The 21,103-nt window shown below is 32.2% G+C and carries 19 protein-coding genes; 13 read left to right on the top strand and 6 right to left on the bottom strand.

Annotated elements, in window-relative coordinates:
- Positions 1-46 precede the first annotated feature (46 nt).
- From HB672_RS01065 to HB672_RS01015, 11 genes are all read left to right on the top strand, one after another.
- Positions 47-1,162 carry a hypothetical protein gene (locus tag HB672_RS01065; RefSeq protein ID WP_208864164.1) on the top strand — a complete coding sequence of 372 codons (1,116 nt, stop codon included), beginning with the start codon at positions 47-49 and terminating at the stop codon, positions 1,160-1,162.
- Positions 1,163-1,169: 7 nt separating this feature from the next.
- Complete coding sequence (locus tag HB672_RS01060) at positions 1,170-2,429, top strand: alpha/beta hydrolase-fold protein (protein WP_167606345.1); 1,260 nt, start codon at positions 1,170-1,172, stop codon at positions 2,427-2,429.
- On the top strand, positions 2,416-2,712 hold the full coding sequence (locus HB672_RS01055) for a hypothetical protein (protein WP_167606342.1): 297 nt from the start codon (positions 2,416-2,418) through the stop codon (positions 2,710-2,712). Before HB672_RS01060 ends, HB672_RS01055 begins: the two co-directional genes overlap by 14 nt.
- 18 nt (positions 2,713-2,730) lie before the next feature.
- Complete coding sequence (locus HB672_RS01050) at positions 2,731-4,227, top strand: serine hydrolase (protein WP_167606339.1); 1,497 nt, start codon at positions 2,731-2,733, stop codon at positions 4,225-4,227.
- A 21-nt stretch (positions 4,228-4,248) separates the two neighbouring features.
- The gene (locus tag HB672_RS01045) at positions 4,249-4,647 is read left to right on the top strand and encodes a hypothetical protein (protein ID WP_167606336.1); all 399 of its coding nucleotides are present in this window, start codon (positions 4,249-4,251) and stop codon (positions 4,645-4,647) included.
- 18 nt (positions 4,648-4,665) lie between these two features.
- Complete coding sequence (locus HB672_RS01040; RefSeq protein ID WP_167606333.1) at positions 4,666-5,121, top strand: GNAT family N-acetyltransferase; 456 nt, start codon at positions 4,666-4,668, stop codon at positions 5,119-5,121.
- 8 nt (positions 5,122-5,129) lie between these two features.
- On the top strand, positions 5,130-5,942 hold the full coding sequence (locus HB672_RS01035) for an alpha/beta fold hydrolase (RefSeq protein ID WP_167606330.1): 813 nt from the start codon (positions 5,130-5,132) through the stop codon (positions 5,940-5,942).
- Positions 5,943-6,102: 160 nt separating this feature from the next.
- A complete protein-coding gene (locus HB672_RS01030) occupies positions 6,103-6,687 on the top strand; it encodes a Crp/Fnr family transcriptional regulator (RefSeq protein WP_167606328.1) in 585 nt (194 codons plus the stop codon).
- A gap of 95 nt (positions 6,688-6,782) precedes the next feature.
- Complete coding sequence (locus HB672_RS01025; protein ID WP_167606325.1) at positions 6,783-7,136, top strand: nuclear transport factor 2 family protein; 354 nt, start codon at positions 6,783-6,785, stop codon at positions 7,134-7,136.
- A 15-nt stretch (positions 7,137-7,151) separates the two neighbouring features.
- A complete protein-coding gene (locus HB672_RS01020) occupies positions 7,152-7,730 on the top strand; it encodes a YceI family protein (protein ID WP_167606322.1) in 579 nt (192 codons plus the stop codon).
- Between the two features lie 516 nt (positions 7,731-8,246).
- Positions 8,247-8,588, top strand: coding sequence for a hypothetical protein (locus HB672_RS01015; protein WP_167606319.1), 342 nt, complete (start codon positions 8,247-8,249; stop codon positions 8,586-8,588).
- 197 nt (positions 8,589-8,785) lie between these two features.
- Here the strand turns inward: HB672_RS01015 and HB672_RS01010 are convergent, their stop codons facing one another.
- Positions 8,786-10,042 (bottom strand): tyrosine-type recombinase/integrase, encoded by a 1,257-nt coding sequence (locus tag HB672_RS01010; RefSeq protein WP_167606316.1) that lies wholly within the window; start codon positions 10,040-10,042, stop codon positions 8,786-8,788.
- Between the two features lie 422 nt (positions 10,043-10,464).
- Between HB672_RS01010 and HB672_RS01005 the strand changes: the two genes are divergently transcribed.
- Together HB672_RS01005 and HB672_RS01000 are read left to right on the top strand one after the other, a co-directional pair.
- Positions 10,465-11,505 carry a succinylglutamate desuccinylase/aspartoacylase family protein gene (locus tag HB672_RS01005; protein WP_167606312.1) on the top strand — a complete coding sequence of 347 codons (1,041 nt, stop codon included), beginning with the start codon at positions 10,465-10,467 and terminating at the stop codon, positions 11,503-11,505.
- A 4-nt stretch (positions 11,506-11,509) separates the two neighbouring features.
- Positions 11,510-12,646, top strand: a complete 1,137-nt coding sequence (locus HB672_RS01000; protein ID WP_208864163.1) for a DUF819 family protein — start codon at positions 11,510-11,512, stop codon at positions 12,644-12,646.
- Here HB672_RS01000 and HB672_RS00995 read toward each other — a convergent pair.
- From HB672_RS00995 to HB672_RS00975, 5 genes are all read right to left on the bottom strand, one after another.
- Positions 12,643-13,974: a fibronectin type III domain-containing protein gene (locus tag HB672_RS00995; protein ID WP_167606309.1), complete on the bottom strand. Its 1,332-nt coding sequence runs from the start codon at positions 13,972-13,974 to the stop codon at positions 12,643-12,645. The genes HB672_RS01000 and HB672_RS00995 overlap by 4 nt on opposite strands.
- Before the next feature lie 11 nt (positions 13,975-13,985).
- Positions 13,986-15,551: an amidohydrolase family protein gene (locus tag HB672_RS00990; protein WP_167606303.1), complete on the bottom strand. Its 1,566-nt coding sequence runs from the start codon at positions 15,549-15,551 to the stop codon at positions 13,986-13,988.
- A 43-nt stretch (positions 15,552-15,594) separates the two neighbouring features.
- The gene (locus HB672_RS00985) at positions 15,595-16,299 is read right to left on the bottom strand and encodes a hypothetical protein (RefSeq protein WP_167606299.1); all 705 of its coding nucleotides are present in this window, start codon (positions 16,297-16,299) and stop codon (positions 15,595-15,597) included.
- Between the two features lie 133 nt (positions 16,300-16,432).
- Complete coding sequence (locus HB672_RS00980) at positions 16,433-17,851, bottom strand: SusD/RagB family nutrient-binding outer membrane lipoprotein (RefSeq protein WP_167606296.1); 1,419 nt, start codon at positions 17,849-17,851, stop codon at positions 16,433-16,435.
- A gap of 10 nt (positions 17,852-17,861) precedes the next feature.
- Positions 17,862-21,101 carry a SusC/RagA family TonB-linked outer membrane protein gene (locus HB672_RS00975; RefSeq protein ID WP_167606292.1) on the bottom strand — a complete coding sequence of 1,080 codons (3,240 nt, stop codon included), beginning with the start codon at positions 21,099-21,101 and terminating at the stop codon, positions 17,862-17,864.
- Positions 21,102-21,103 lie beyond the last annotated feature (2 nt).

Genomic DNA, 21,103 nt, shown 5'->3' with positions numbered 1-21,103 from the left:
AAGTTAAGTTTTTAAAATAAAGCGAGGGTATTAAAAAATGAGGATTATGAAAACAAATGATTCAATTTTTAAAAAATGGCAGATTAAATATTTATTTCTGCTATTTTTTATATTAATATTTTATTCCTGCAAAACTGAAAAGGAAGAGTACGTTTGCACACCTTGTGATTTAGAATGCGATGAGTTAATATTTTCAGAATCTGGAAATTGCCCTCATTGTAGTATGGAACTCATAAAAAAGAACAATCTCGTTCCTGAAAAAGAATTAGCCATAAATAATATAGACATTAAAACTGGTTCAGGATACTTTGTTGTTGAAGGAGGACAAGGTAAAGTAGAGAAAACCATCGAAGTATATTATCATAAACCGGAAAGTTTCACAACAGGTTCAGGAATTTTACTAGTAATTCCGGGAGCTGGAAGAAACGCCAATACCTATAGAGACTCGTGGGTTGAAGCATCTGAAAAACATAGCCTTTTAATCCTATCACCAATGTACCCAAAAGAGGAGTACAGCTTTGATGAGTATCATTTAGGTGGGCTAATAAAAAATTCCAATTTAAATGACTGCATTGAACGCGTTGAAAACACTAATAAAATAAAACTCTTTGAAGAAAAATTAACGTTCGATTCTAATCCAAATGCAAACGAATGGATTTTTAATGATTTTGACCGCATATTTGATACCGCTGTTAAAGTACTTAAGTCTAACCAAACATCATATAATCTTTTTGGACACTCTGCTGGAGGACATATTTTACACAGACTTGCGATTTTTCATAAGAATTCTAAAGCTGACAAAATTTTAGCCTCCAATGCAAGTTTCTACACCTTACTTGATTTTGATCAAAATTATCCTTTTGGATTAAACGACACACCAATGGATGAAGAAGCATTGAAAATAGCATTTAAGAAAAATTTGGTTGTTTTTCTGGGAGAACTCGACAATGAAAATGAAACTGGGGGAAGTTTTTTACAATCAAAAAGTGCTGATAAACAAGGATACCATAGACTAGAAAGGGGAAAATTCTTTTTTGAACAAGTCAAAGAAACAGCAAAAAGACTTGACGCAGAATTTAACTGGGAACTTAAAATAATTGCAGGAATTGGTCATAATTACAGGTTGATGGGAGATGCAGCTGGAGAATTTTTATACAAATAAAAAAATAATGAAAAAGAACTTTATCTCTATAGTTATAATAATTTTTACTATAACCACTGTTCTTCAAATAGAGGCTCAAAATAAAATTGCCTCTTTCGACATTGATTCTAAATCATTAGATGAAACTAGAACAATAAAAGTAGCGTTACCTGTTGGGTATGATCACTCAACTAAATCTTATCCTATAATTGTTGTTTTAGATAATCAATTCCTTTTTTCTACGGTTACGGCTTTGGTAAATCAGTTAAGTGCAATCTCAAGAATGCCAGAATCTATTATTGTAACAATTGAAGAAGGGAAAATGCATAGAGCATTCTATGCTCCAAATCTTTATGATAATATAAAGAATCGTAATTACGGCTATGGCAATCACCAAGATGAGTTTACTCAATTTTTGAGCGATGAGTTACTACCTGAATTAGAGAACAGATATAGATTAGCGGATTTTAAAACATTAATTGGCTTCTCTCCTTCGTCGGTATTTACGTTACATATGTTTTCTAATAACCCAGATCTTTTTCAAGCACACATTGCACTAGCCTCAGGTAACATTATTGGAGATGGATATGAAAAAGGAGAAACACTTATTGATGTAATTGAAAAGGTATCTGCTAAAAACACATCTCGTAATGGATTTCTTTACATCGTTTCAGGGGGAAAAGATTTAGAAGATCAACCAGATATTGAAGACAATGTTCATAATTTCAATCAAAGATTATCAAAGTTAAACTCTATTAATTTTAAAACAATAGCCGAAATAATTAAAGGTGAAGGCCATACTGATGTTGCACTACCAGGACTAATTTCTGCTTTTAATTTCATTTTTCCTAAAGAGAAATGGATTGTTAATTACCAAGATCTAATTTCTCAATCAGGTAATGCTAAAGAAAACATTAATATGTTTTATAAAGGACTTTCTAAGGAGTATGGCTTTAGTATCTATCCTACTATGGACAGATTGTACAGCATGAGTTGTATTAAAAATATTGGAAGGAGACTTTTGGGGCAAAAAAGAGTTGATGAAGCGGTTGAATTATACCAATATTGGATAGAGTTATATCCAAAATCACACTTAGCATATTCATATCTAGGTCGTGCACAAAAAGTGAATAATAATATTAGAGCGGCTAAAAAATCTTACGAAAAAGCTATTAACTTGTTAGAGTTAGTTGATATGCATGCTAATTTTAATGAATATCGAAAAGCTATAGAGGGGTTAGATAAAGAACTAAAAATGCTTAAAATTAAAAAAGATGACGGAAGATGAGAAATTAAAAATGTTAAAAACCAGCTGGGAATTACATAGCTTAGTTGAAACTAGTTACTTGAATAATCCTGCTAATAAAGATGACAATGAATGGTTAGAAAAACAACGCATCCTTCTAGCAGATATGGCACTTCACCTTTTGCAAACATCGATTAATCCAGAAGAAATTAAGTTAGATAGATTACGCGATAACTTGCATGCTATCTTAACAATAGCAGATCAATTTTTACCATTGGCTAATCTAAAAAAGGCAACTGAAAAACTGTACGCAAGTGATAAGTAATATAATTCAATCAAAATCATGAAAAAAAGACGATTCTTCATCCTCGTTTTTATCCAAATAGTAATAGGAATTAGCACCTTATTTGGGCAAGAGATGAACAATAATGAGCTTAAAGCTAAAATTGACACCTATTTAAATAATAGTATAACTAATGGCTATTCAGCATCCGTCTTAGTTGCTAAAAGAGGAGAGGTTATTTTATCAAAAGGCTATGGTTGGTCTAATAGAAAAAAAAAGGTTCTCAATACAGTGTCATCAGTTTTCAATATTGGATCTGTAACTAAGCAATTTACAGCCGCAGCTATCTTAAAACTTGTGGAACTGGGAAAACTTAATACTTCAGATAAAATTGGTCTATTTTATAATGAAGCACCAATAGATAAAAAGGATATTACTATTCATCAGCTACTTACGCATACATCAGGCGTTTCACCAAGAACTGGTGGATTTAGATATGATGAAGCGAGTAAGGATCAGTTCTTGAAAGAATTCTTTGAGGCAGAATTGCAATCAACACCTGGAACAAATCATAGATATGCAAATGCAAACTATATCATGCTTACAGCTATTATTGAATTAGTTTCTAATCAGGATTACACCTCTTTTTTACAAGAAAATTTTTGGAAGCCTTTAAAAATGAATCATACAGGCTATAAAAGTATTTCCTTTAATAGCGAGCAATTAGCTCATGGCTATTATTTTTATTATACAGATGGTATATGGAAAGATTGGGGAACAACTCAAGAGCATTTACCTTATAATAATAAACATTGGTATAGTATTGGCAAAGGCGATATTCATTCTACTGTAGAAGATCTTTATAAATGGCACCTAGCTTTGAATACTAATAAAGTGCTAAGTGCAAAATCTAGAGAATTACTTGCTACTCCTTTTGTGGCTGAGAATGAAGAAGAAACATCTCATTATGGATATGGATGGGCAACATTTATAAGCAAACGTGATACTAAAATTGTAACTCACAATGGTAGTAACGGTATTTATTTTGCAAATTTCATAAGATATATTGATGACGATGCTGTTGTAATTGTATTGTCAAATTCCATTTTAAATAGAGATTCTGAAGATGTGTCTTGGAATATTGGAAAGATGATTTTTGATTCTAATTACACGCCAAAACCCGTTACAAAATTATCCTATGAATTAGTCTATGATTTTGTTAGGAATAAAAAATTAGAAGATGCTATTTTGTTAACTGCTTTTTTAGATAAAAATTTAAATTCAAAATTTAATGATAAAGCTGTATTCAACCGTATTGGTTTCAAACTTATGGCAAAAGAAAAAGAAGCTGCTTGGGGATTGGAGTTATTAAAATTAAATGTGAAATTATTTCCAGATGATGGCAATCTTTATGATTCTCTTGGCGATGCTTATTTTGAATATAATCAGAAAGAAAATGCAATTCAAGCTTTTACTAGGGCTTTGGAATTAAAACCAATAGATAATTGTCACTGGTGTAAAAATTCCAATAATAAGATTAATCAATTAAAAAATTAATAGTTATTAAAATATCTAGAAATGAAAAAATCAATAATCACATTTAGTATCATACTTTATGCAGTTGTAGTTCCCTTTCTGGAAATTAATACAACCCATGTTTTTAACCCAGACTGGACGCCTCATGTAAGGATACATGAAGTATGGCAATTAATTACAAATTCAAGTATTGGAATTTTATGCCTATGGTTAGTTTGGGTTAAAAAAGACACTAAAATCAGTACTATTTTAAGTATGTTAATCACAGGAGGGTTTTTGCTAGCTTATATAATTCAAGATTTTTATGGAGGATCTATGAAGTACTTAGATGGAAGTGAGAAAACATTGTTGGGAATTAATATAGGTGTTTTAGGATTTGGAATAGCTTTTTTATTGCTAGTGTTTACACTTATAGCCAAATCAACAAAATCAAAAAATTAATGTATAAATAGTAATATCATGATATTTAGAAGAGCAACAAAAAAAGATGTTATTTCAATTGTAGAAATGATTGCAGATGATGAGCTAGGAAAAACAAGAGAGAATTTTAAAAAACCGCTTCCTAAAGAATACTATAGCGCATTTGAAAGCATAAAAAATGATAATAACCAAGAACTAATAGTTATAGAAGATGATGCGTCGAAGATTGTAGGCACTATGCAATTATCATTCATTCAGTATTTAACCTATCAAGGAGGCATAAGAGCACAAATTGAAGCTGTAAGAATACACAAAGATCAAAGAGGCACAGGTTTAGGTACCAAAATGTTTGAATGGGCTATTGAAAGAGTAAAAGCAAGAAACGCTCATGTTTTGCAATTAACTACTGATAAAAAAAGACCTAAGGCCTTAAGTTTTTATAAGAAATTGGGATTTATAGATTCTCATGAAGGAATGAAATTACATTTTAATTAAAAAATAAAATGACAAAGTATCTCCAATATGTTTTTCCAGGTTTAGTTGCAAGGAAAATTTATAATCACATGTCTCATCCAAAGGGGCGCAAGTTAATTAAGCATGAAGAATTAATGCTAAATTATGCTGACAAAGAGTTTTTTGAATATAAAGGGTTTTCATTAGTGCGTTATGAATGGGAAAAAGAGAATAGTAAAACAGCTTTTCTTGTTCATGGATGGGAAGGACAAACAGGTAATTTTGCATCCTTAATCCCTGTTTTATTAAAAGCTGATTATAGAGTTATTTCCATCGATGCACCTTCACATGGCAAAAGCTCAATTGGAACAACTACAATGTTTGAGTTTGCAAATATCTTAAAACATCATTTTAACCAAGAAAAGCCAGATTTAATAATTAGCCATTCCTTTGGCAGTGTTAATGTGGCAAGAGTATTAAGGTTGTGTCCAGATATTAATCTTAAGCTATGGCTAATGGTTACAACTCCAAATAATTTTAAAAGTCGAATTGACGAAATAGCTACAAAATTTAACTTAAACCATAGTGTCACAGGAAAATTAATATCTAAAATCGAGGAAGATGTTAGCGAAAGTATCGAGAATCTAAATATGGTAACTTATTGTAGTGAACTTTCCAATGTAAAAAAAGTAGTGATTGTTCATTCAAAATCAGATAAAGTATTACCTATTGAAGGAGCTAGAGAAGTTAATCAATCCTTTATGCAAAGTGAAATTATTGAACTTGAAAATAAAGGTCATTATTCAATTTTATGGTCGGATGAGTTAAAGTTTATTTTAGAGGGTCTATTATCAATAAAATGATTTACATATTAAGGAAGAATAAATTAACTTTAAGTTGCATCAGAACTTTACTTATCTCAATATAAATAGTTGTAATGATCTGCAGTTAAGTAATATTGTTTAAATTATAATGGTAGAGTAAATAGTGTTTGATAATAGATGACACCAAAAATGATAGCCTATGGATAATAAGCCTTTTTTAGATTACATAAAGAACTTTATCAAATTAACTGATGAAGAAGAAACTATTTTACTTTCCAAAACAGTCCATAGAAAGTATCTCAAAAATCAATACATAGTTCAGCAAGGTGATATTTGCAAAAGTGTCAATTTTATAATATCTGGAAGTACAAAAGCATTTTATATGGATCTAGAAGGTCAAGAACATATAGTAATGTTCTCCATTGAAGATTGGTGGACTTCTGATTTAGGTAGTTTTATTACACAGACTCCTGCCGATTTCAATTTACAATGCATAGAGAATACCGAACTCATTCAATTTACTTACGAAAATTTGGAATATTTATATAAAGCGATTCCTAAATTGGAACGTCTTTTTAGAAAGATTGTAGAACGTGCTTTTGTGGCTTCACAAAAAAGAATTATTAGAAATTTTAGTCTTACTGCGAAAGAACGCTATCAAATTTTTAAAAGGACATATCCAAAAATTGAGCAGCGAGTCCCTCAATATATGATAGCTTCATATCTTGGCATTACTAAAGAGTTTTTAAGTAAAATTAAAAGTCAACTCATTCACGACCAATAGATATTAATCTAGATTAACATCATTTCATAATCTACTTCATTTCTTAAAATTTTAATGTTTGGGACATTTGTACCATAATATTAAAACATATAAAAATGAACACATTATTAGAAAAAATTAGTACAATTAATGACATGATTCTTCAAGGAAAAGCCTTAGAAGCTTTTGATCAATTCTATCATGACGATGTCGTAATGCAAGAAAATGATAACCCAATTATCGAAGGAAAAGCAGCCAATAGACAACGTGAAGAAGATTTTTTTGGAGCAATTACAGAATTTAGAGGCGCTCAACCTTTAAAAGTAACTATTGGAGAAAACACAACAATGGTAGAATGGCACTTTGACTACACTCACAAAGATTGGGGAGTTAAAAATTACACGCAAGTTGCAGTACAAGACTGGAAAGACGGAAAAATAATTAAGGAAAAATTTTACTACGGAGCATAATTAAAAATAATAAAAATGAAAAATTCAATTAAAAATTTAGCAACTGTTGTGTTTGTTGCTTTTATAACATTTTCTTTTACTTCAGTAGAAGGAGATAGAAAAGAAATAAAAACAGAAAACAGTAAAGTAGTATGGAAAGGATATAAAGTTACTGGATCTCATCAAGGTGTCATTGCCATTAAATCTGGACAACTAACCTTCAATGAAGACAGACTAACTGGTGGGGATTTTACGATAGATATGTCTACTATCTCAAATACAGATTTAGAAGGCGAATACAAAGAAAAATTAGAGGGTCATTTAAAATCTGATGATTTCTTTGGAGTAAATAATTTTCCGATAGCGACTTTAGTTTTTACCAAAGTTAAATCAACGGGGAAAAATTCATATGAAGTGACAGGAGATATAACTATTAAAGGAAAAACAGATATAGTTACATTTGATATTTCTATTTATGGAAACAAAGCAAATGCATCGCTAAAAATTGATAGAACAAAATTCGATGTAAGATATGGTTCAACAAGTTTTTTTGATGGATTAAAAGACAAAGCCATTTACGATGATTTTGACCTCGTTGCCGATTTAGAATTTTAATACAAACCTTGTATAATTAATAGCTAAAAAAAGCGCAAGTCATTTAACTTGCGCTTTTTTCTTGCGATTATGTAATATTAAATGTGATAATTTGCTTTATTATTAAGTAGAACTAAAAACGAACCTGTTATTCTCTAACTAATTTTAGAAACTTCAAAAGTAAACAGAAATTTTAAGGCGAAATAGAGACGAGTAATACGCTTAATAAGTGTGTAAAATGTTTAATAAGAGTGTAACGCACTTAATAGAGGTGTAAAACGTTTAATGGGAATGAAACGATTATTTGTCTCCATATATCCTGGCTCCACCTATATATGTTTTTTAGGTACTCAATCAATTTTGATTCTACATGTGATTTTCTTATTGCTAAGTTACTATTTACCTTAGTTTTTAGCTTAAAATGGTTTTTTTGGGTCTTAATATTGATTTTCAGGCTTCATATCTTTTATACTTAGTGTAACGTTTTGATTTTAATTTTTTCCAACTTTTCTTGCAGTATAATTTAAATTCTATATAATGGAAAAAGAACTAAAAAAGTGTAAAAATTGTAATGAAGCAATCTTAAAAGGGCGAAGCGATAAAATATTTTGTGCGACAGCATGTCACAATGAATATCATAACAAAAACGGTTTAAGAAAACAGTTGTACGAGTTTTATCAAGAAAATAAGGAGCAGCTATTAAACTATATTGATGCCAGAATAGAGGTGTTTACTTCTGAAAAACTAAAAATCATGAGAAAATTGGATAAAATGGATTCAAATTCTTATCTCAATGTAGAATATCAACATCAATTGTTAAAGCTTCACAAAGATTTATCTCAGCTGCAAAAAATGAAAAGATCAATTCCTTTTGAATAAAAATTTATTAAGTAGACTAGTTAAAAAAGACATGTTCAGAAGCTCGCCTTGCTTTTTGTAAAGAGATTAATGGAGGTAGGCTTTTTTCATCATTGAGAAATGGCTAACTATTGCTTTTCTAATTTTCGACCATAGTCTATATAATCAAAGTATTACGCTTTATTTACTTTATCGAAAGTAAAAACTAGTTACTTTCCTTAAAAGTACTCTTTAAATTTAGCGGCAGTAATCTCAGCATCCAGTTTTAAATATTTGAAGAATGAACGTTCGGTTTTGTGCCCTGAGAACTTCATAATGGCAGGAACAGGCATGCCGTTCAGGAATTTATTAGTACAAAACGACCTGCGGGCTGTATGCGAAGAAACTAATTCAAATTTTTTATAGCTGACCTTAGAGGTTTGCGTTTTAGTGACCTTCTGAATTAAAATTATATCGTTGATACCTGCTTGAATACATAGGGAGCGCAGAATCTTATTAAATTCGAGACAACTCATTTTCGGATTTGGTAGCACATATTTGTATGATTCCGCAATAGAGATATGTCTATCACTCAAGGGAGTAATTATTTTGGCTTTTAAACCGTTAGATTTTACTTGGTGAAAAACAAGATTTCCAGTTTGGTAACTATCTTTATGAATATTTATAAAGTTTGCAAAACGCATACCTGTTTCGCATCCAATAATAAAAAGGTCTCTTACTTGTTTTTCTTTTGGCTCTAATTCCTTTAAGTCAAAAAGCCTTTCAATCTCCTCTTCAGTTAGGTAAACCTTGTCAGCATCTATTTGTTCAACTACCATGTGCTTTAGGGGAAATGGAATACATATATCTCTTTCAAAGCAATAATGTAAGAAGGCTTTAAGACATTTAACATTTTTCCCAATGGTGTTAATAGCTAGACCAGGTTCATTATCTTTATTTAAGGCTTCATAGGCTAAATAATTATAGAACTTATGAAACAAGCTGTCAGAAGATTGTTTAAGTGAAGAAAAAGTAATCGTAGTGTCATGAATTTTTTCAGTAGCCGTTAAATGTTTTCTTAAGGAGTTATTATAGTCCTTATATATTGAAGCACTAAAATGAAGTTTTTGATGTGCAACAAACTCGTCAAAATAGAACCAAAAGGATTTTCCATTTTTAGTGTAGCTATTCAAAGATACTTCTCGATGAATACGTTCTTTGAAATTGGGCGTCGAAATGAACAGGTTTTTATCTTTTAAGTCATAAATAATTTTATTTACAGCACCTTCAAATTTATCCAACTTTTCATTTATGTCCTTTGCCTCTTTAAAAGTTTTATGAATACGAGCGCGCATTGCGTTTGAAATCCACATTGAAGGCTTAATACTCATACCAGTACTCATTTTAATTCTCATTCCGTTAAAATGACAAACCAGTTGAATGTTCGTGCTAAAACTGGCGTTAGGATTCCTTAAATAAAAGCTAACTTTGCTCATGGCTTTTTTTTACTACAAATATATAAAAAAATAGGGGACGTTTCAGGGGATGTTTTTATTGTATGCAAAATAAAATAAAAATTGTGTTTTAACATAATAAACTGATAATAAGATTATTAAAAAATTATTGTAAAGAATAAATATTATTATATAAAACAATATTATTTTGACTCAAATGACTGTTAGTCAATTGTATAACAAAAATACAAAGTCCCGTCCAGACCGCAAGATTGCTAAAAGCCTTAACCTAGTTGAGGCTTTTTTTAAGCAAACTAAAAAAGTTGTGTTGTGTCACAGAAATGTGACAGTAGTCTGGAAACAGACCTTTGAGAAGCTTTTCCTTTATTGGAGAGGCTTTTTTGTTTTTTAGGAATAAATATATACTATATTTTCACTACATTTAATTTCCTTATAAAAAGAAAATGAAACACTTAATTACCTTATTGAGTTTGTTGTTTTGTGTCATGGTTTCATCTCAAAATGAAACTAAAACTATAACCGAAATTGATTTAGATAGTATTCCCTCAAATAGTATCAATAAATATTGGCTGCAGATAATCGATGATGGCATGTCTCAACCAATATCTGTTCCAGTTATTATTGCCAAAGGTGATACTTCTGGTCCAGTATTAGGTTTAATAGCAGCCATACATGGTAATGAACTGAATGGGATAAAAGTCATTCAAGAAGTATTTGATGACATTGATGTAAAAAACCTTAAAGGCACAATAATCGCTATTCCTGGACTTAATCAAGTAAGTATCACTCAAGATAGAAGACGTTTTTTTGATGATGAAGATTTAAATAGGCAGTTCCCAGGGAAGGCTTCAGGTAATAGAAGCCAGCAATATGTTTGGCAAATAACCCATAAAATTTTATCTAAGCTGGATTACTTAATTGATATGCATACAGCAAGTTTTGGGAGGGTAAACACTTTATATGTTAGAGGTGATATGGCTAATCCCAAAATAAAACAAATGACTTTATTACAAGATGCAGATATAATATTAAAAAATAAAGGCGTACCAAGTGCTGGAGCAAACAGTTCAGCTACCAGAACGATGAGAGCTGAGGCAATGTTAAAAGGAATTCCAACTATTACTGTGGAATATGGAAACCCTCAAATATACCAACCAGAAATGATTTCTAGAGGTGTTGTTGGAATTAAAAATGTACTTAATTGGTTAGATATGCAATCATTTGAAATACCTGAATTAAATAAAGCAAAGATTTGCACTAAGTCGTATTGGATTTATGTTGATCAAGGAGGCTTACTTGAAATTCCAGTAAAACTCAATCAAATTATTGAAAAAGATGATGTAATAGGGATATTGAGAAACCCATTTGGAGATATAATTAAAACTTACAAGTCTCCAGAAAAAGGGATTGTTATTGGTAAGAGTACTAACCCTGTCAATATGAGTGGAGGTCGAATTATTCATTTAGGAATTTTAGAAGACTAGCTTTATGTTAATAAAAGCCATTGTTCTTGTTCTGTTTACCATTATATCAGTCCTTTTATTAGAAAAGAGCAAGAGAAGATGGATTCAAACAATCTTAAATTGGTTTCCAGCAATATTATTTGCCTATGTTATTCCTGCCATTGTAACTCACAGTTTTAATTTAGATTTAAGCAAAGTCGAATTGCATAGTTGGAGTAAAGATTATATTATTCCATTCGCGATATTGATGGTGATGAGTGCTTTGTCGTTTAAACAATTGCGAATTATTGGTATTCGTCCTATTATTCTTTTTGCAATTGGGTCTCTTGCTATTGCTGTTTTAGCACCAGTGATTCTTTTAGTTATTAATCTGTTTACACCAGAATTTCAGACACTTTTAATAGATAATGAAAACTGGAAAGGCTTAGTACCTATTGTTGGTAGTTGGATAGGTGGAAGCACAAGTCAATTAGTACTTAAAGAATTGGTTGGTTGTCCTGAGGGACTGTTTTTAACCATACTAGTACTTGATAATATTTTAGTTAATATATGGACTATTTTAATGTTTCAGCTTATTAAGAAAAGCGATTGGTTAAATAACTTTTTTGGGATAACAGATAAAGTCCCAGATTTTGTAAAAGATGAAAATGAGTTTAAAAGCTTTTCAATAAAGTCAATTGTATTAACTCTTATTTTTAGTTTTCTTATAATTATTGTTTTTAGTTTACTTGTTGATTCTTTTTTATGGAAAATTGTAATATTCAGTATTTTAGGATTAGTAATAGGTAATTTTGTTCCTAAATGGAATCATGCGTTAGTTTTAAAACTAGGTGGGTTAAGTATTATATGTATTATGGCAATATTGGGATTAAAGTTAAACTTCAACAACCTCTCAATACCCCTTAATTTAGTATTGTTCGTTGTTATATGGTTGATTTCTCATTTTGTTATTATGATGTTAGTTGCCAAAAAAATGAAACTGCATATGGCTTGGGTGCCTATTGCTAGTATGGCTAATTTAGGAGGAATCTCAACCGCTCCAGCAGTAACAGCTGCCTATAATAAAGAGTGGATGCCTCACGCGATTTTATTAGCAATCTTAAGTATGGTTTCTGGAACATTCTGGGGAATGGTTACAATGTATTTGTTTGGGTTATTTTAATTAAAAACACTTTTTAGAGCATTACTCATTTTATTCCAGTCTGCCGCATTATCTCTAAGTTTAGATTTTTCTTGTTCGATATGTACAAAGCGTCCTGAAGTGCTAGTTGCAGAAGTATTACAAGCATCTGAAGAGTTATTTATGAAACGTCCTTGTGTATTTGTAAACCCAATTAATCGTGTCCAATTAGTATCAATATGCGCTAATTTAAAAGTAAGCGAATTGTCCTCTAATAATAGCGCATCTTTTATTAATGTAGCATAATCTGTGGTTGGTGTTTCTCTTGTGCCATTACTCATGATAACATAAGGATCAGAAGCTTGCTTGCTAAAACCATGTAGTTGTATGAAAACCGAACTTGAAACCGAGTTAAAAACAGTTTTAGTCACACTTTGAAACATGGAAGTTGTTGTGTGAGCCATATCTGAAATTCTAAAAGGTTCACTTGTCCCACAAGCACTAGTAGTTCCTGAACACGAAGATAAATCTCCACTATTACAACGATGTGTACCGTTAATAAATACTGCTCTTGCAAGTGTATTTTTAAAACAATAAATGGCTTCTTTTCCTGTATTGGTGTCGTACTTAGAATGGGGTGCCATAATTACTAAATCACCTCTATCTGGAGTTTTATTAAACACGTATGTTCCCCAAAAATTGGATGTCTGGGCTTTCTTTTCAACAATATAAAATATCTTGTTTGGAGATAAAGAAGTATCCGTAAACTCAGTTATTTGATATCCGATTTCACCAGATTTAGTTACGGCTAAATTAATATCATCAGCTAGAATGGCATTGATGATATCATTACAAACTTCTAATTGCGAGTTAGAAGGTGCTGAATAATCATCTCCTCCACTGCTAGGAGCATTATCTATAATATTTCCAATATAGTTCTCAATATCACCAGAAGCTGTTTGTAATTGGTTATTGCTAGTTGTAGTTACATTAATGGTGTTACTAAAACCGGAGATGTTTCCAGCGTTATCGCTAGCTCTAATTTTAAATGAGTAACTAGTTCCTGAAGTTAAACCTGTAGCTGTATATGATGTTGAAACCGATGTGCCAATTACCGTATCATCTTTAAATACACTATAGTCCTTAACACCTACATTGTCTGTAGATGTATTCCAAGAAAGCATTGTGCTAGTCTCCGTTGTTTGAGAAGAGGTTAGATTTGTTGGAACAGTTGGTTTTATAGTATCGGCTGTTGTAGTTGGACCATCGTCACTTCCTCCTGAGGAACAACTAAAAACAAAAAGTAAAATATAAGTAGTAGCAATAATTACTTTATGAATTTTCAGGAGTTCTATTTTTAAGCCTAACATAATATTTCTTGTTATTTGACGAGTACTTTACCGTTTAAACGGTTAGAGAATTCACCATTTTCAATTGATAATTCCCCATTAATTATACTATATTCTAAACCTTCTGCAAGTTGAAAAGCATCATTGTAATTAGCTATGTCTTTAAACTCTTCTGGGTTAAAAATAATAATGTCAGCAAAGTAACCTACTTCTAGTTTTCCTCTTTTAGAGATTTGAAGAATCTCAGCTGTTTTAGAGGTACTATTATTAACAAATTCTCCCAAATCTATTACGTTCTCCTTTTTTACATAATGAGCATATTTTTTAGGGAAAGAGCCATATTTTCTAGGGTGACCAGAACCTCCATCAGAACCTGTTACCACCCAGCTTTGTTTCATAAAATTTGCTAAGTCATCATCATGCATATTAAATGAGACCACTTTAACAAAACCTGTACTTAGAGCTTTATAGACTGATTCTTCTGCGGATAGATTATATTTTTTCGATATTTCTAGTAAATTTAGTCCAACCAAAGTAGAATCATCTGCTTTGGATATTAATAATTTTTCTGGGCCACCACGACGTGTTATGTTTCGTTTTGTTTCTTTTAAAATTTTTGCTTTTGAAGCAGTGTTTTTATAGCGAATAAATAGAGAATCTAAACCTCCGCTTTCTGCCCAACGAGGAACGGTAGCAGCTTTTAAACTTGTTGAAGAAGCATTATAGGGATATTGATTGGCAGTAACCTCAATACCTTCTTTTTGAGCATTTTCCACAATACCAATTATGGAGTCGCTTTGATGCCAAACATCTACTCCTAAACATTTAATATGTGACAAATGAATTGGTAATTTAGCTTGTCTACCTATTTCAATAGCCTCCTCTATTGCTGGAATTAATCCAACGGTATAGGAGCTTTCATCTCGTAAATGAGTGTCGTAAATACCATTGCTTTTTGAAACTATTTTTGCTAAAGCTATAACTTCTTCAGTGTTTGAATAACTTCCAGGAGAATAAAACAGCCCTGTAGACATTCCAAAAGCTCCAGCATCCATCTCTTGCTGTATTAAGGATTGCATCTTAGTAATTTCATCTAAAGTTGCTTTCTTGTCACTAGTTCCCATGACTTGTTTTCTAATAGTTCCATGCCCAACCAATGGCACTATATTTGTGCCAATTCCATGAGATTTGTATGACTTTATATATTTAGAAGTTGGATATAAACTATTTCCATCGTTTCCAGTAACAACAGTCGTTACGCCTTGCATTAAAAAAGGCAAATTATGTGACAGTTTGGGGTTGCTTAAATCACTATCTGCATGTGTGTGAGGGTCAATAAACCCTGGAGAAACTATTGAACCATTGGCATTAATTGTTTTTTTTGCATTAATTGATGAATAATCTGTACCAACATAAATGATTTTATCATCTTTTATTGCAATAGTAGTTTCAATTGCATTTGTTGAAATGCCATCATAAACTTTTCCATTTATTATCATGATATCTGCAACTATTGGCTTCTTGCTACAAGAAATTAAAATGATAAAAAAGAGGAAGAATGATAGTGATAGTTGTATGTTACTTTTTATAATTTTCATCGAATTAGATAAAATATACGGTTAACTTAATAGCGATGGCTGTCTAGTTTTTATAAAATTCTTCAGATGCTACAATGCTACTTTTGTTTACTAATTGCTTTAGAAAAAGGCTCATTTCTTTTGATAGAAATGTTAGATATGTTTTTTCACCATAGAGGTCTTTAGTAGTTAATCGGTGAGATATTTCGTCTAAAGAATTTTGTGTAAATGATTTGTAAAAAATTAAAGCAATAAGGTATGAGAAATCTTCTGAGGGATGCTTATCATCAGCATAAAAATTTATTTGAGGACGAAGCTTTCTCGCTTTCATAAATATATCTCCAACTGGAAGGACTAGAGTATTTAAATCTTTACCAATATCAATATAAGATTTTGATATATGTTCTTGCATCAAAGGGTTAGATAAATAGGGCCATGTCATCATTATAATGGGCTTAGCACCTAGCTTTTTAACTAAGGAGTCAAAAAGTTTGGTGTATTTAACAAAGTTGTCAAAATCATTTATGGTTACTAAACTATGATTATTGAATACGACATAATCCCATTTAGAATTGTTTAGCAATTCTCTTGTTTTTGTACCTCTTGTTTCTTCCCAATGATCTTTTAAACTACTACCTCCAACAGTAGATTGGCTTGTTTTAAGATATATGCTGCCTTCATCACTCATCGATTGTACCATTTGAGGCATGTTATTATAGAATGTAAAACTATTTCCAACAAATAACACGTTTATAGTATCTTTTTTCACTTGACTTGTTACATCAATTGAGAAAAGAAAAAATATCAAGAATATTAAACTTAATTTATAAATCTTCATTAGAATAGAAATAAAACAAGGGAGAAAAAATCTCCTCCCTTGTTTATAAATATAATTGACTAAATCACTGGTTTACAGAAGTTTTTACAAATATTCCCGGGTCATCACTAGGAGCATTTGAATTAGAGTTCAATTCATTAGTGGAATATGGCATTCTTTCTGGATATGGTGCAGCTGGACCATCTTGTAAGAAATAAGGCACCGCAAAAGCACCATCACTCTTTCTAAGTCTTCTAGCATCATTATATGGCATATGCATACCAAACCCTGACACATATCTTTCCTCTATAACCTCGCGTAAAAATGCAGTTTTTGGATCGATATTATCTGAGTTTTCGATTCCACCGTTGTCAAAATCAGTTGCAACAAAAGCATCATATAAATATGTCATACCTTGATAATTACTATTTACATGAGCGCCTGTATTCATCCATGCTCTCACAGCATTTAAATATGGTAAACCATCGTTTAGTGTACCACCTCTGGCAGCAGCTTCAGCCATAATTAATTGGTTTTCAAAATAAGTTACCATGTTTTGCGCTTCAACTTGCTCAATAATACCATCGTTGGCACTACCTCCCGAAGAATCAATCGTATAATAACCACGTCTTGCAGTTTCATCTGTTTTGGCATGATTCCTTGATAAAGGATTTGTACCATCTAAAATTTGAAGTAAGTAACTTTCGCTACCACCTTCATTGTTTCCTATGTCACCAGCTCTTGCGCCTTCTAAAATTGTCCAAAATAAATTGTTATTATCTGTTGTTCCAATAGGATGATATTGCATGTCATCGCTGGCAGAAGAAATACCGTTTTGTGCTGCAGATAATGCCGCAGGATAATTTTTTTGATGTAAATAAAAACGAGCTTTTAATGTATTTGCAGCTGCTATCCATTTGTCTTTATCTCCACCATAGTATATATCTTCAGGGATACTTCCTGAACCTGCTGAACCTAAAGTGCTAATTGCATCATCTAATAATGCAATTACATTTGTATAAACTGAAATTTGACCGTCAAAAACTGGATCAGAAATTTCAGGGTCACCAGCTTCTGAAAACGGAACATCTCCAAAAAGTGACGCTGCAGTACCAAATGCATGAGCTTTAACAACCTTAGCAATTCCAACTAATAATTCATTATTAGAATTATTAATAATATGATTTGTATTAGTTAATACTCCAACATAAATGGCATTCCATTCACCGTTAGATTCTGCAGTAGAAAGGTTATACCCATAAATATTTGAGTATAGCGATGAATAGCCAATTAATTGACCAGTGTACATTCCACCAATTCTATTTAAATGACCACAATTTAATTGGACGTTTGCGAGCATACTACCTGTAAGAAATAATCTTTCTTCAACGTCAGATATAATAATGTCATTTGGATTATCATTGATTCCATCAACAATATCTTCACATGAGACAGTGGTCAGTAAAGCTATTGCTATTGTTAATATATAAGATATTTTTTTCATAATGATTTTTTTAATAATTAAACGCTACCTTAAATAATACTGATTGAGTCTGTGGATTAGTAAAATAGTCTAGACCTAAAGCATTTCCAACACCATACTGGTTAACCTCAGGGTCAATACCAGGAATCTTATTTATGTTAATTAAGTTTCTTCCTGTAGCTGTAAAAATGATACTGCTTAACCCAACATTGTTTTTCAACCATGGCGAATCTAACGTGTAACTTAATGAAAGTTCTCTTACCTTAGTAAAAGTGGCGTCAAATAGGGAGAAGTTATAGGCTTGATTGTCACCAAATCCTCCGCCAATTCCAGTCCTATACCAGGTTTCGTCTAGTAAAACTGGGCCGCCACCAAAATCTTTTATTCTACCTCGAACTGTAGTGCCAGAAGTAATTGTATTACCTGCATAATTTACAAGATCTTGATTTAAAGTTAAACGACCTGCAGTTTCTTGAGTTGTACCAAAACGGCGTAACACCCATAATGTTCTTGGTGAGAAATCGCCTCCTTGAGAATGTTCTACAACAACGTTAAGATTGAATTTTTTATAACTCACGTCTAATCCTAGACCACCTCTCCAATCTGGATTAGGATCGCCTAAAACTTCTGGACTTGCTGTAATTTGAGGGAATCCATTAGCATCTAAAAGATAGCTTCCATCTGGATTTTTTTGTGAACCAGTTCCAAATAATACTCCTAGAGGATGTCCAACAACAGCTCTAGAACTCACAGATGCTCCTGGAGATAAGTTGATGCTTTCCGTTCCAAACAAATCGGTTACTTCATTATTATTTTTAGACCAGTTTAAGCTTGCTGAAACTGTAAAGTCATCTTTCTTAATAGCTTTCCAACCAAGATCAATTTCAAGCCCATTGTTTTTCATTGCTCCAAAATTTCCGTACTGTGTTGCAAATCCTGAAGATGGAGATAAACTAACATTTAATAGAATATCCTCTATTTTGTTATTATAATAAGTGATTCCAAATGAAAGATCGTCTTCAAAAAATCGAAGATCAGCTCCAATTTCCCACTCAGTTTTAATTTCTGGACTTAAGTTTGGATTTCCTAAGTTATTATCCAATCTAAATCCACCACCAAAACCATCAATACTAATGCCATCGCTGTAAGTAGAATATGTAAACCCGCCTTCAGCTAAAGTTTCAAAATTGTGAGGCCCAGGTTGTACACCTACTTGACCCCAAGAAGCTCTTATCTTTCCAAAAGAAAGTACATCAGACTCTACAGCAGTTTGTGTGAAATTCCATGCCGCATCAACGGCTGGATAAAAGAAACTTCCATTAACTGTTGATGACGCTTCAAGTCCACCTGAAACAGTTAGGAATAGTTCATCAGCAAAATCAAAGTTTAAAATTCCATAACCACGATTTGACCTTCTATGTGTTTTAAAACCATCAAAAGAAGATGCCTCGGCTGATGTGTTCAAAGATGTTGTCTGTTTTGTAGAGTTTACTAAAAACCCTTGTATAAGACCAGAGTTTCTATTATACTTCCTATCATTAAGATTCCATCCAAGTGTTGCAGTTAAGTTTAAGTTGTCTGTAATATCAAGATTTGCTCTACCTAATACATCAAGATTTAAATCACGAGTAGCAATTTCATCTTCTTGATATGCACCATTTAAACGATCACTACCAGCACTTCCAATTGGGAAGAAGTAAATTCTTCTATCATCACTTACATCGGCATTTGCACGAGTAATTACCTGAAGCCAGTTTGTTGGTCTAATAGTAATTTCGGGTGTCATGGTAAAACGATTAACGATAGTTTGTGCTACCTGTTCATGTACAGTCCAAAGTGGATTATTATAGCTTGGGTTAGAGCTATTACCAATTTGTCTTCTGTAAGAGCGATGTCTTCTAGTAAACTCTTGACCACTACTATTTGTGTAAGTACCAATATAATCTCTTTGATCAAAATCTGGAGATGTTCTTAATAAACCTAGCATCACACCAGCCGTATTTGAACTTTGCTGTATTCTATTGGAATCTGTATATGTGTAACTTGTTTTAGCAGATAGTGAAATGATATCGTTTAGTTTAGCGTTATAATTTAACCTCAAATTAGTACGATCATAATCAGCACCTCTAATAATTCCATTTTGTTGTAAATTGGAGAGGCTGAAGAAATAGGTGTTATTATCAGCACCACCACTTATTGTTAAATCATTTTGCCAGAAATCTCCAGTTTGGAATACTGAATCCCAGTTTGAATCTACAAAGGTTTCTCTAGAGTTTTTAGCTGTGACAGGATAATATACTGTACCATCTTTTGCTGTAAAGAATTGGCCAGAAGTATCAAAGATATCAGCACCACCAGAACGGTCAGGAATATAATCTCCCCAAGACTCAGCAGTTGTTGATGTGCCTAAAGCAGGGCTACCACTTCTTCCTCGTCCATAAGTATTTTGCATAGGGATTTTCTCTGAAACCTCATCAAATGAATATGTTGATGAATAAGTTATTTTTGCTTCACCACTTTGTCCCTTTTTTGTAGTAATTACTACAACACCATTAGATGCTCTACTTCCCCAAATAGCAGCAGCAGAGGCGCCTTTTAGAACTGTTATTGATGCAATATCTGCTGGATTAATATCATTAAGACGAGAACCTTGAGTAATACCTCCAGATCGACCACCTGTTAATGCGTTTCCACCTGCATAGGATGTGGTATTGTTTAATGGCACACCATCTACAATAATTAGTGGGTCACTTGCACCAGAAATTGTATTGGCTCCACGAATTCTAATAGCACTTCCTGCACCAGGATCTCCATTAGAACGTGTAATTTTTACACCCGAAGCTTTACCACTAAGCGCGTTTGCTATTGTGGTTTCTCCAGAGCGGACAACTTGATCTGTTTCAACTACAGATGATGTTGACCCTTGTTCATCTCTATTTTCGGTAAAACCAAGAGCTGTAACTACAACGGTTTCAAGGGTGTTGTCGAGTTCAAGAGTGACTACGTAATTATTTTGTGCTCCAATTTGTACTCTAGCGTTTTTAAAACCAACGTAGCTTACAATTAAGACAGCACCTTCAGAAACACTTATTTCAAAGTTTCCATCAAAATCAGTGCTTACTCCTTGTGTTGTGTTTTCTACAATGACTGTTGCTCCAGGTAAAGGAACTCCATTGTTGTCATTAACGGTACCTGTAACTGTTTTTTGCGCAAATATTACAGCACTTGAAAACAGGAAGACAAGCGTCAAATAAAATAATTTTTTGTTCATAC

The sequence above is a fragment of the Gaetbulibacter sp. S0825 genome (genome assembly GCF_011777505.1).
Lineage (GTDB): Bacteria > Bacteroidota > Bacteroidia > Flavobacteriales > Flavobacteriaceae > Pontimicrobium.
The sequence above is the reverse complement of the archived record's forward strand: the minus strand, read 5'-3'. Positions and strand labels throughout refer to the sequence as shown.

Coding starts and splice junctions, on each gene's coding strand:
- HB672_RS00990 (WP_167606303.1), bottom strand. CDS start 15,551: ATGAAAATTATAAAAAGTAACATACAACTATCACTATCATTCTTCCTC.
- HB672_RS01020 (WP_167606322.1), top strand. CDS start 7,152: ATGAAAAATTCAATTAAAAATTTAGCAACTGTTGTGTTTGTTGCTTTT.
- HB672_RS00980 (WP_167606296.1), bottom strand. CDS start 17,851: ATGAAAAAAATATCTTATATATTAACAATAGCAATAGCTTTACTGACC.
- HB672_RS01025 (WP_167606325.1), top strand. CDS start 6,783: ATGAACACATTATTAGAAAAAATTAGTACAATTAATGACATGATTCTT.
- HB672_RS01060 (WP_167606345.1), top strand. CDS start 1,170: ATGAAAAAGAACTTTATCTCTATAGTTATAATAATTTTTACTATAACC.
- HB672_RS00995 (WP_167606309.1), bottom strand. CDS start 13,974: ATGTTAGGCTTAAAAATAGAACTCCTGAAAATTCATAAAGTAATTATT.
- HB672_RS01040 (WP_167606333.1), top strand. CDS start 4,666: ATGATATTTAGAAGAGCAACAAAAAAAGATGTTATTTCAATTGTAGAA.
- HB672_RS01045 (WP_167606336.1), top strand. CDS start 4,249: ATGAAAAAATCAATAATCACATTTAGTATCATACTTTATGCAGTTGTA.
- HB672_RS01005 (WP_167606312.1), top strand. CDS start 10,465: ATGAAACACTTAATTACCTTATTGAGTTTGTTGTTTTGTGTCATGGTT.
- HB672_RS01035 (WP_167606330.1), top strand. CDS start 5,130: ATGACAAAGTATCTCCAATATGTTTTTCCAGGTTTAGTTGCAAGGAAA.
- HB672_RS01055 (WP_167606342.1), top strand. CDS start 2,416: ATGACGGAAGATGAGAAATTAAAAATGTTAAAAACCAGCTGGGAATTA.
- HB672_RS01050 (WP_167606339.1), top strand. CDS start 2,731: ATGAAAAAAAGACGATTCTTCATCCTCGTTTTTATCCAAATAGTAATA.
- HB672_RS01015 (WP_167606319.1), top strand. CDS start 8,247: ATGGAAAAAGAACTAAAAAAGTGTAAAAATTGTAATGAAGCAATCTTA.
- HB672_RS01000 (WP_208864163.1), top strand. CDS start 11,510: ATGTTAATAAAAGCCATTGTTCTTGTTCTGTTTACCATTATATCAGTC.
- HB672_RS00975 (WP_167606292.1), bottom strand. CDS start 21,101: ATGAACAAAAAATTATTTTATTTGACGCTTGTCTTCCTGTTTTCAAGT.
- HB672_RS01065 (WP_208864164.1), top strand. CDS start 47: ATGAAAACAAATGATTCAATTTTTAAAAAATGGCAGATTAAATATTTA.
- HB672_RS01010 (WP_167606316.1), bottom strand. CDS start 10,042: ATGAGCAAAGTTAGCTTTTATTTAAGGAATCCTAACGCCAGTTTTAGC.
- HB672_RS01030 (WP_167606328.1), top strand. CDS start 6,103: ATGGATAATAAGCCTTTTTTAGATTACATAAAGAACTTTATCAAATTA.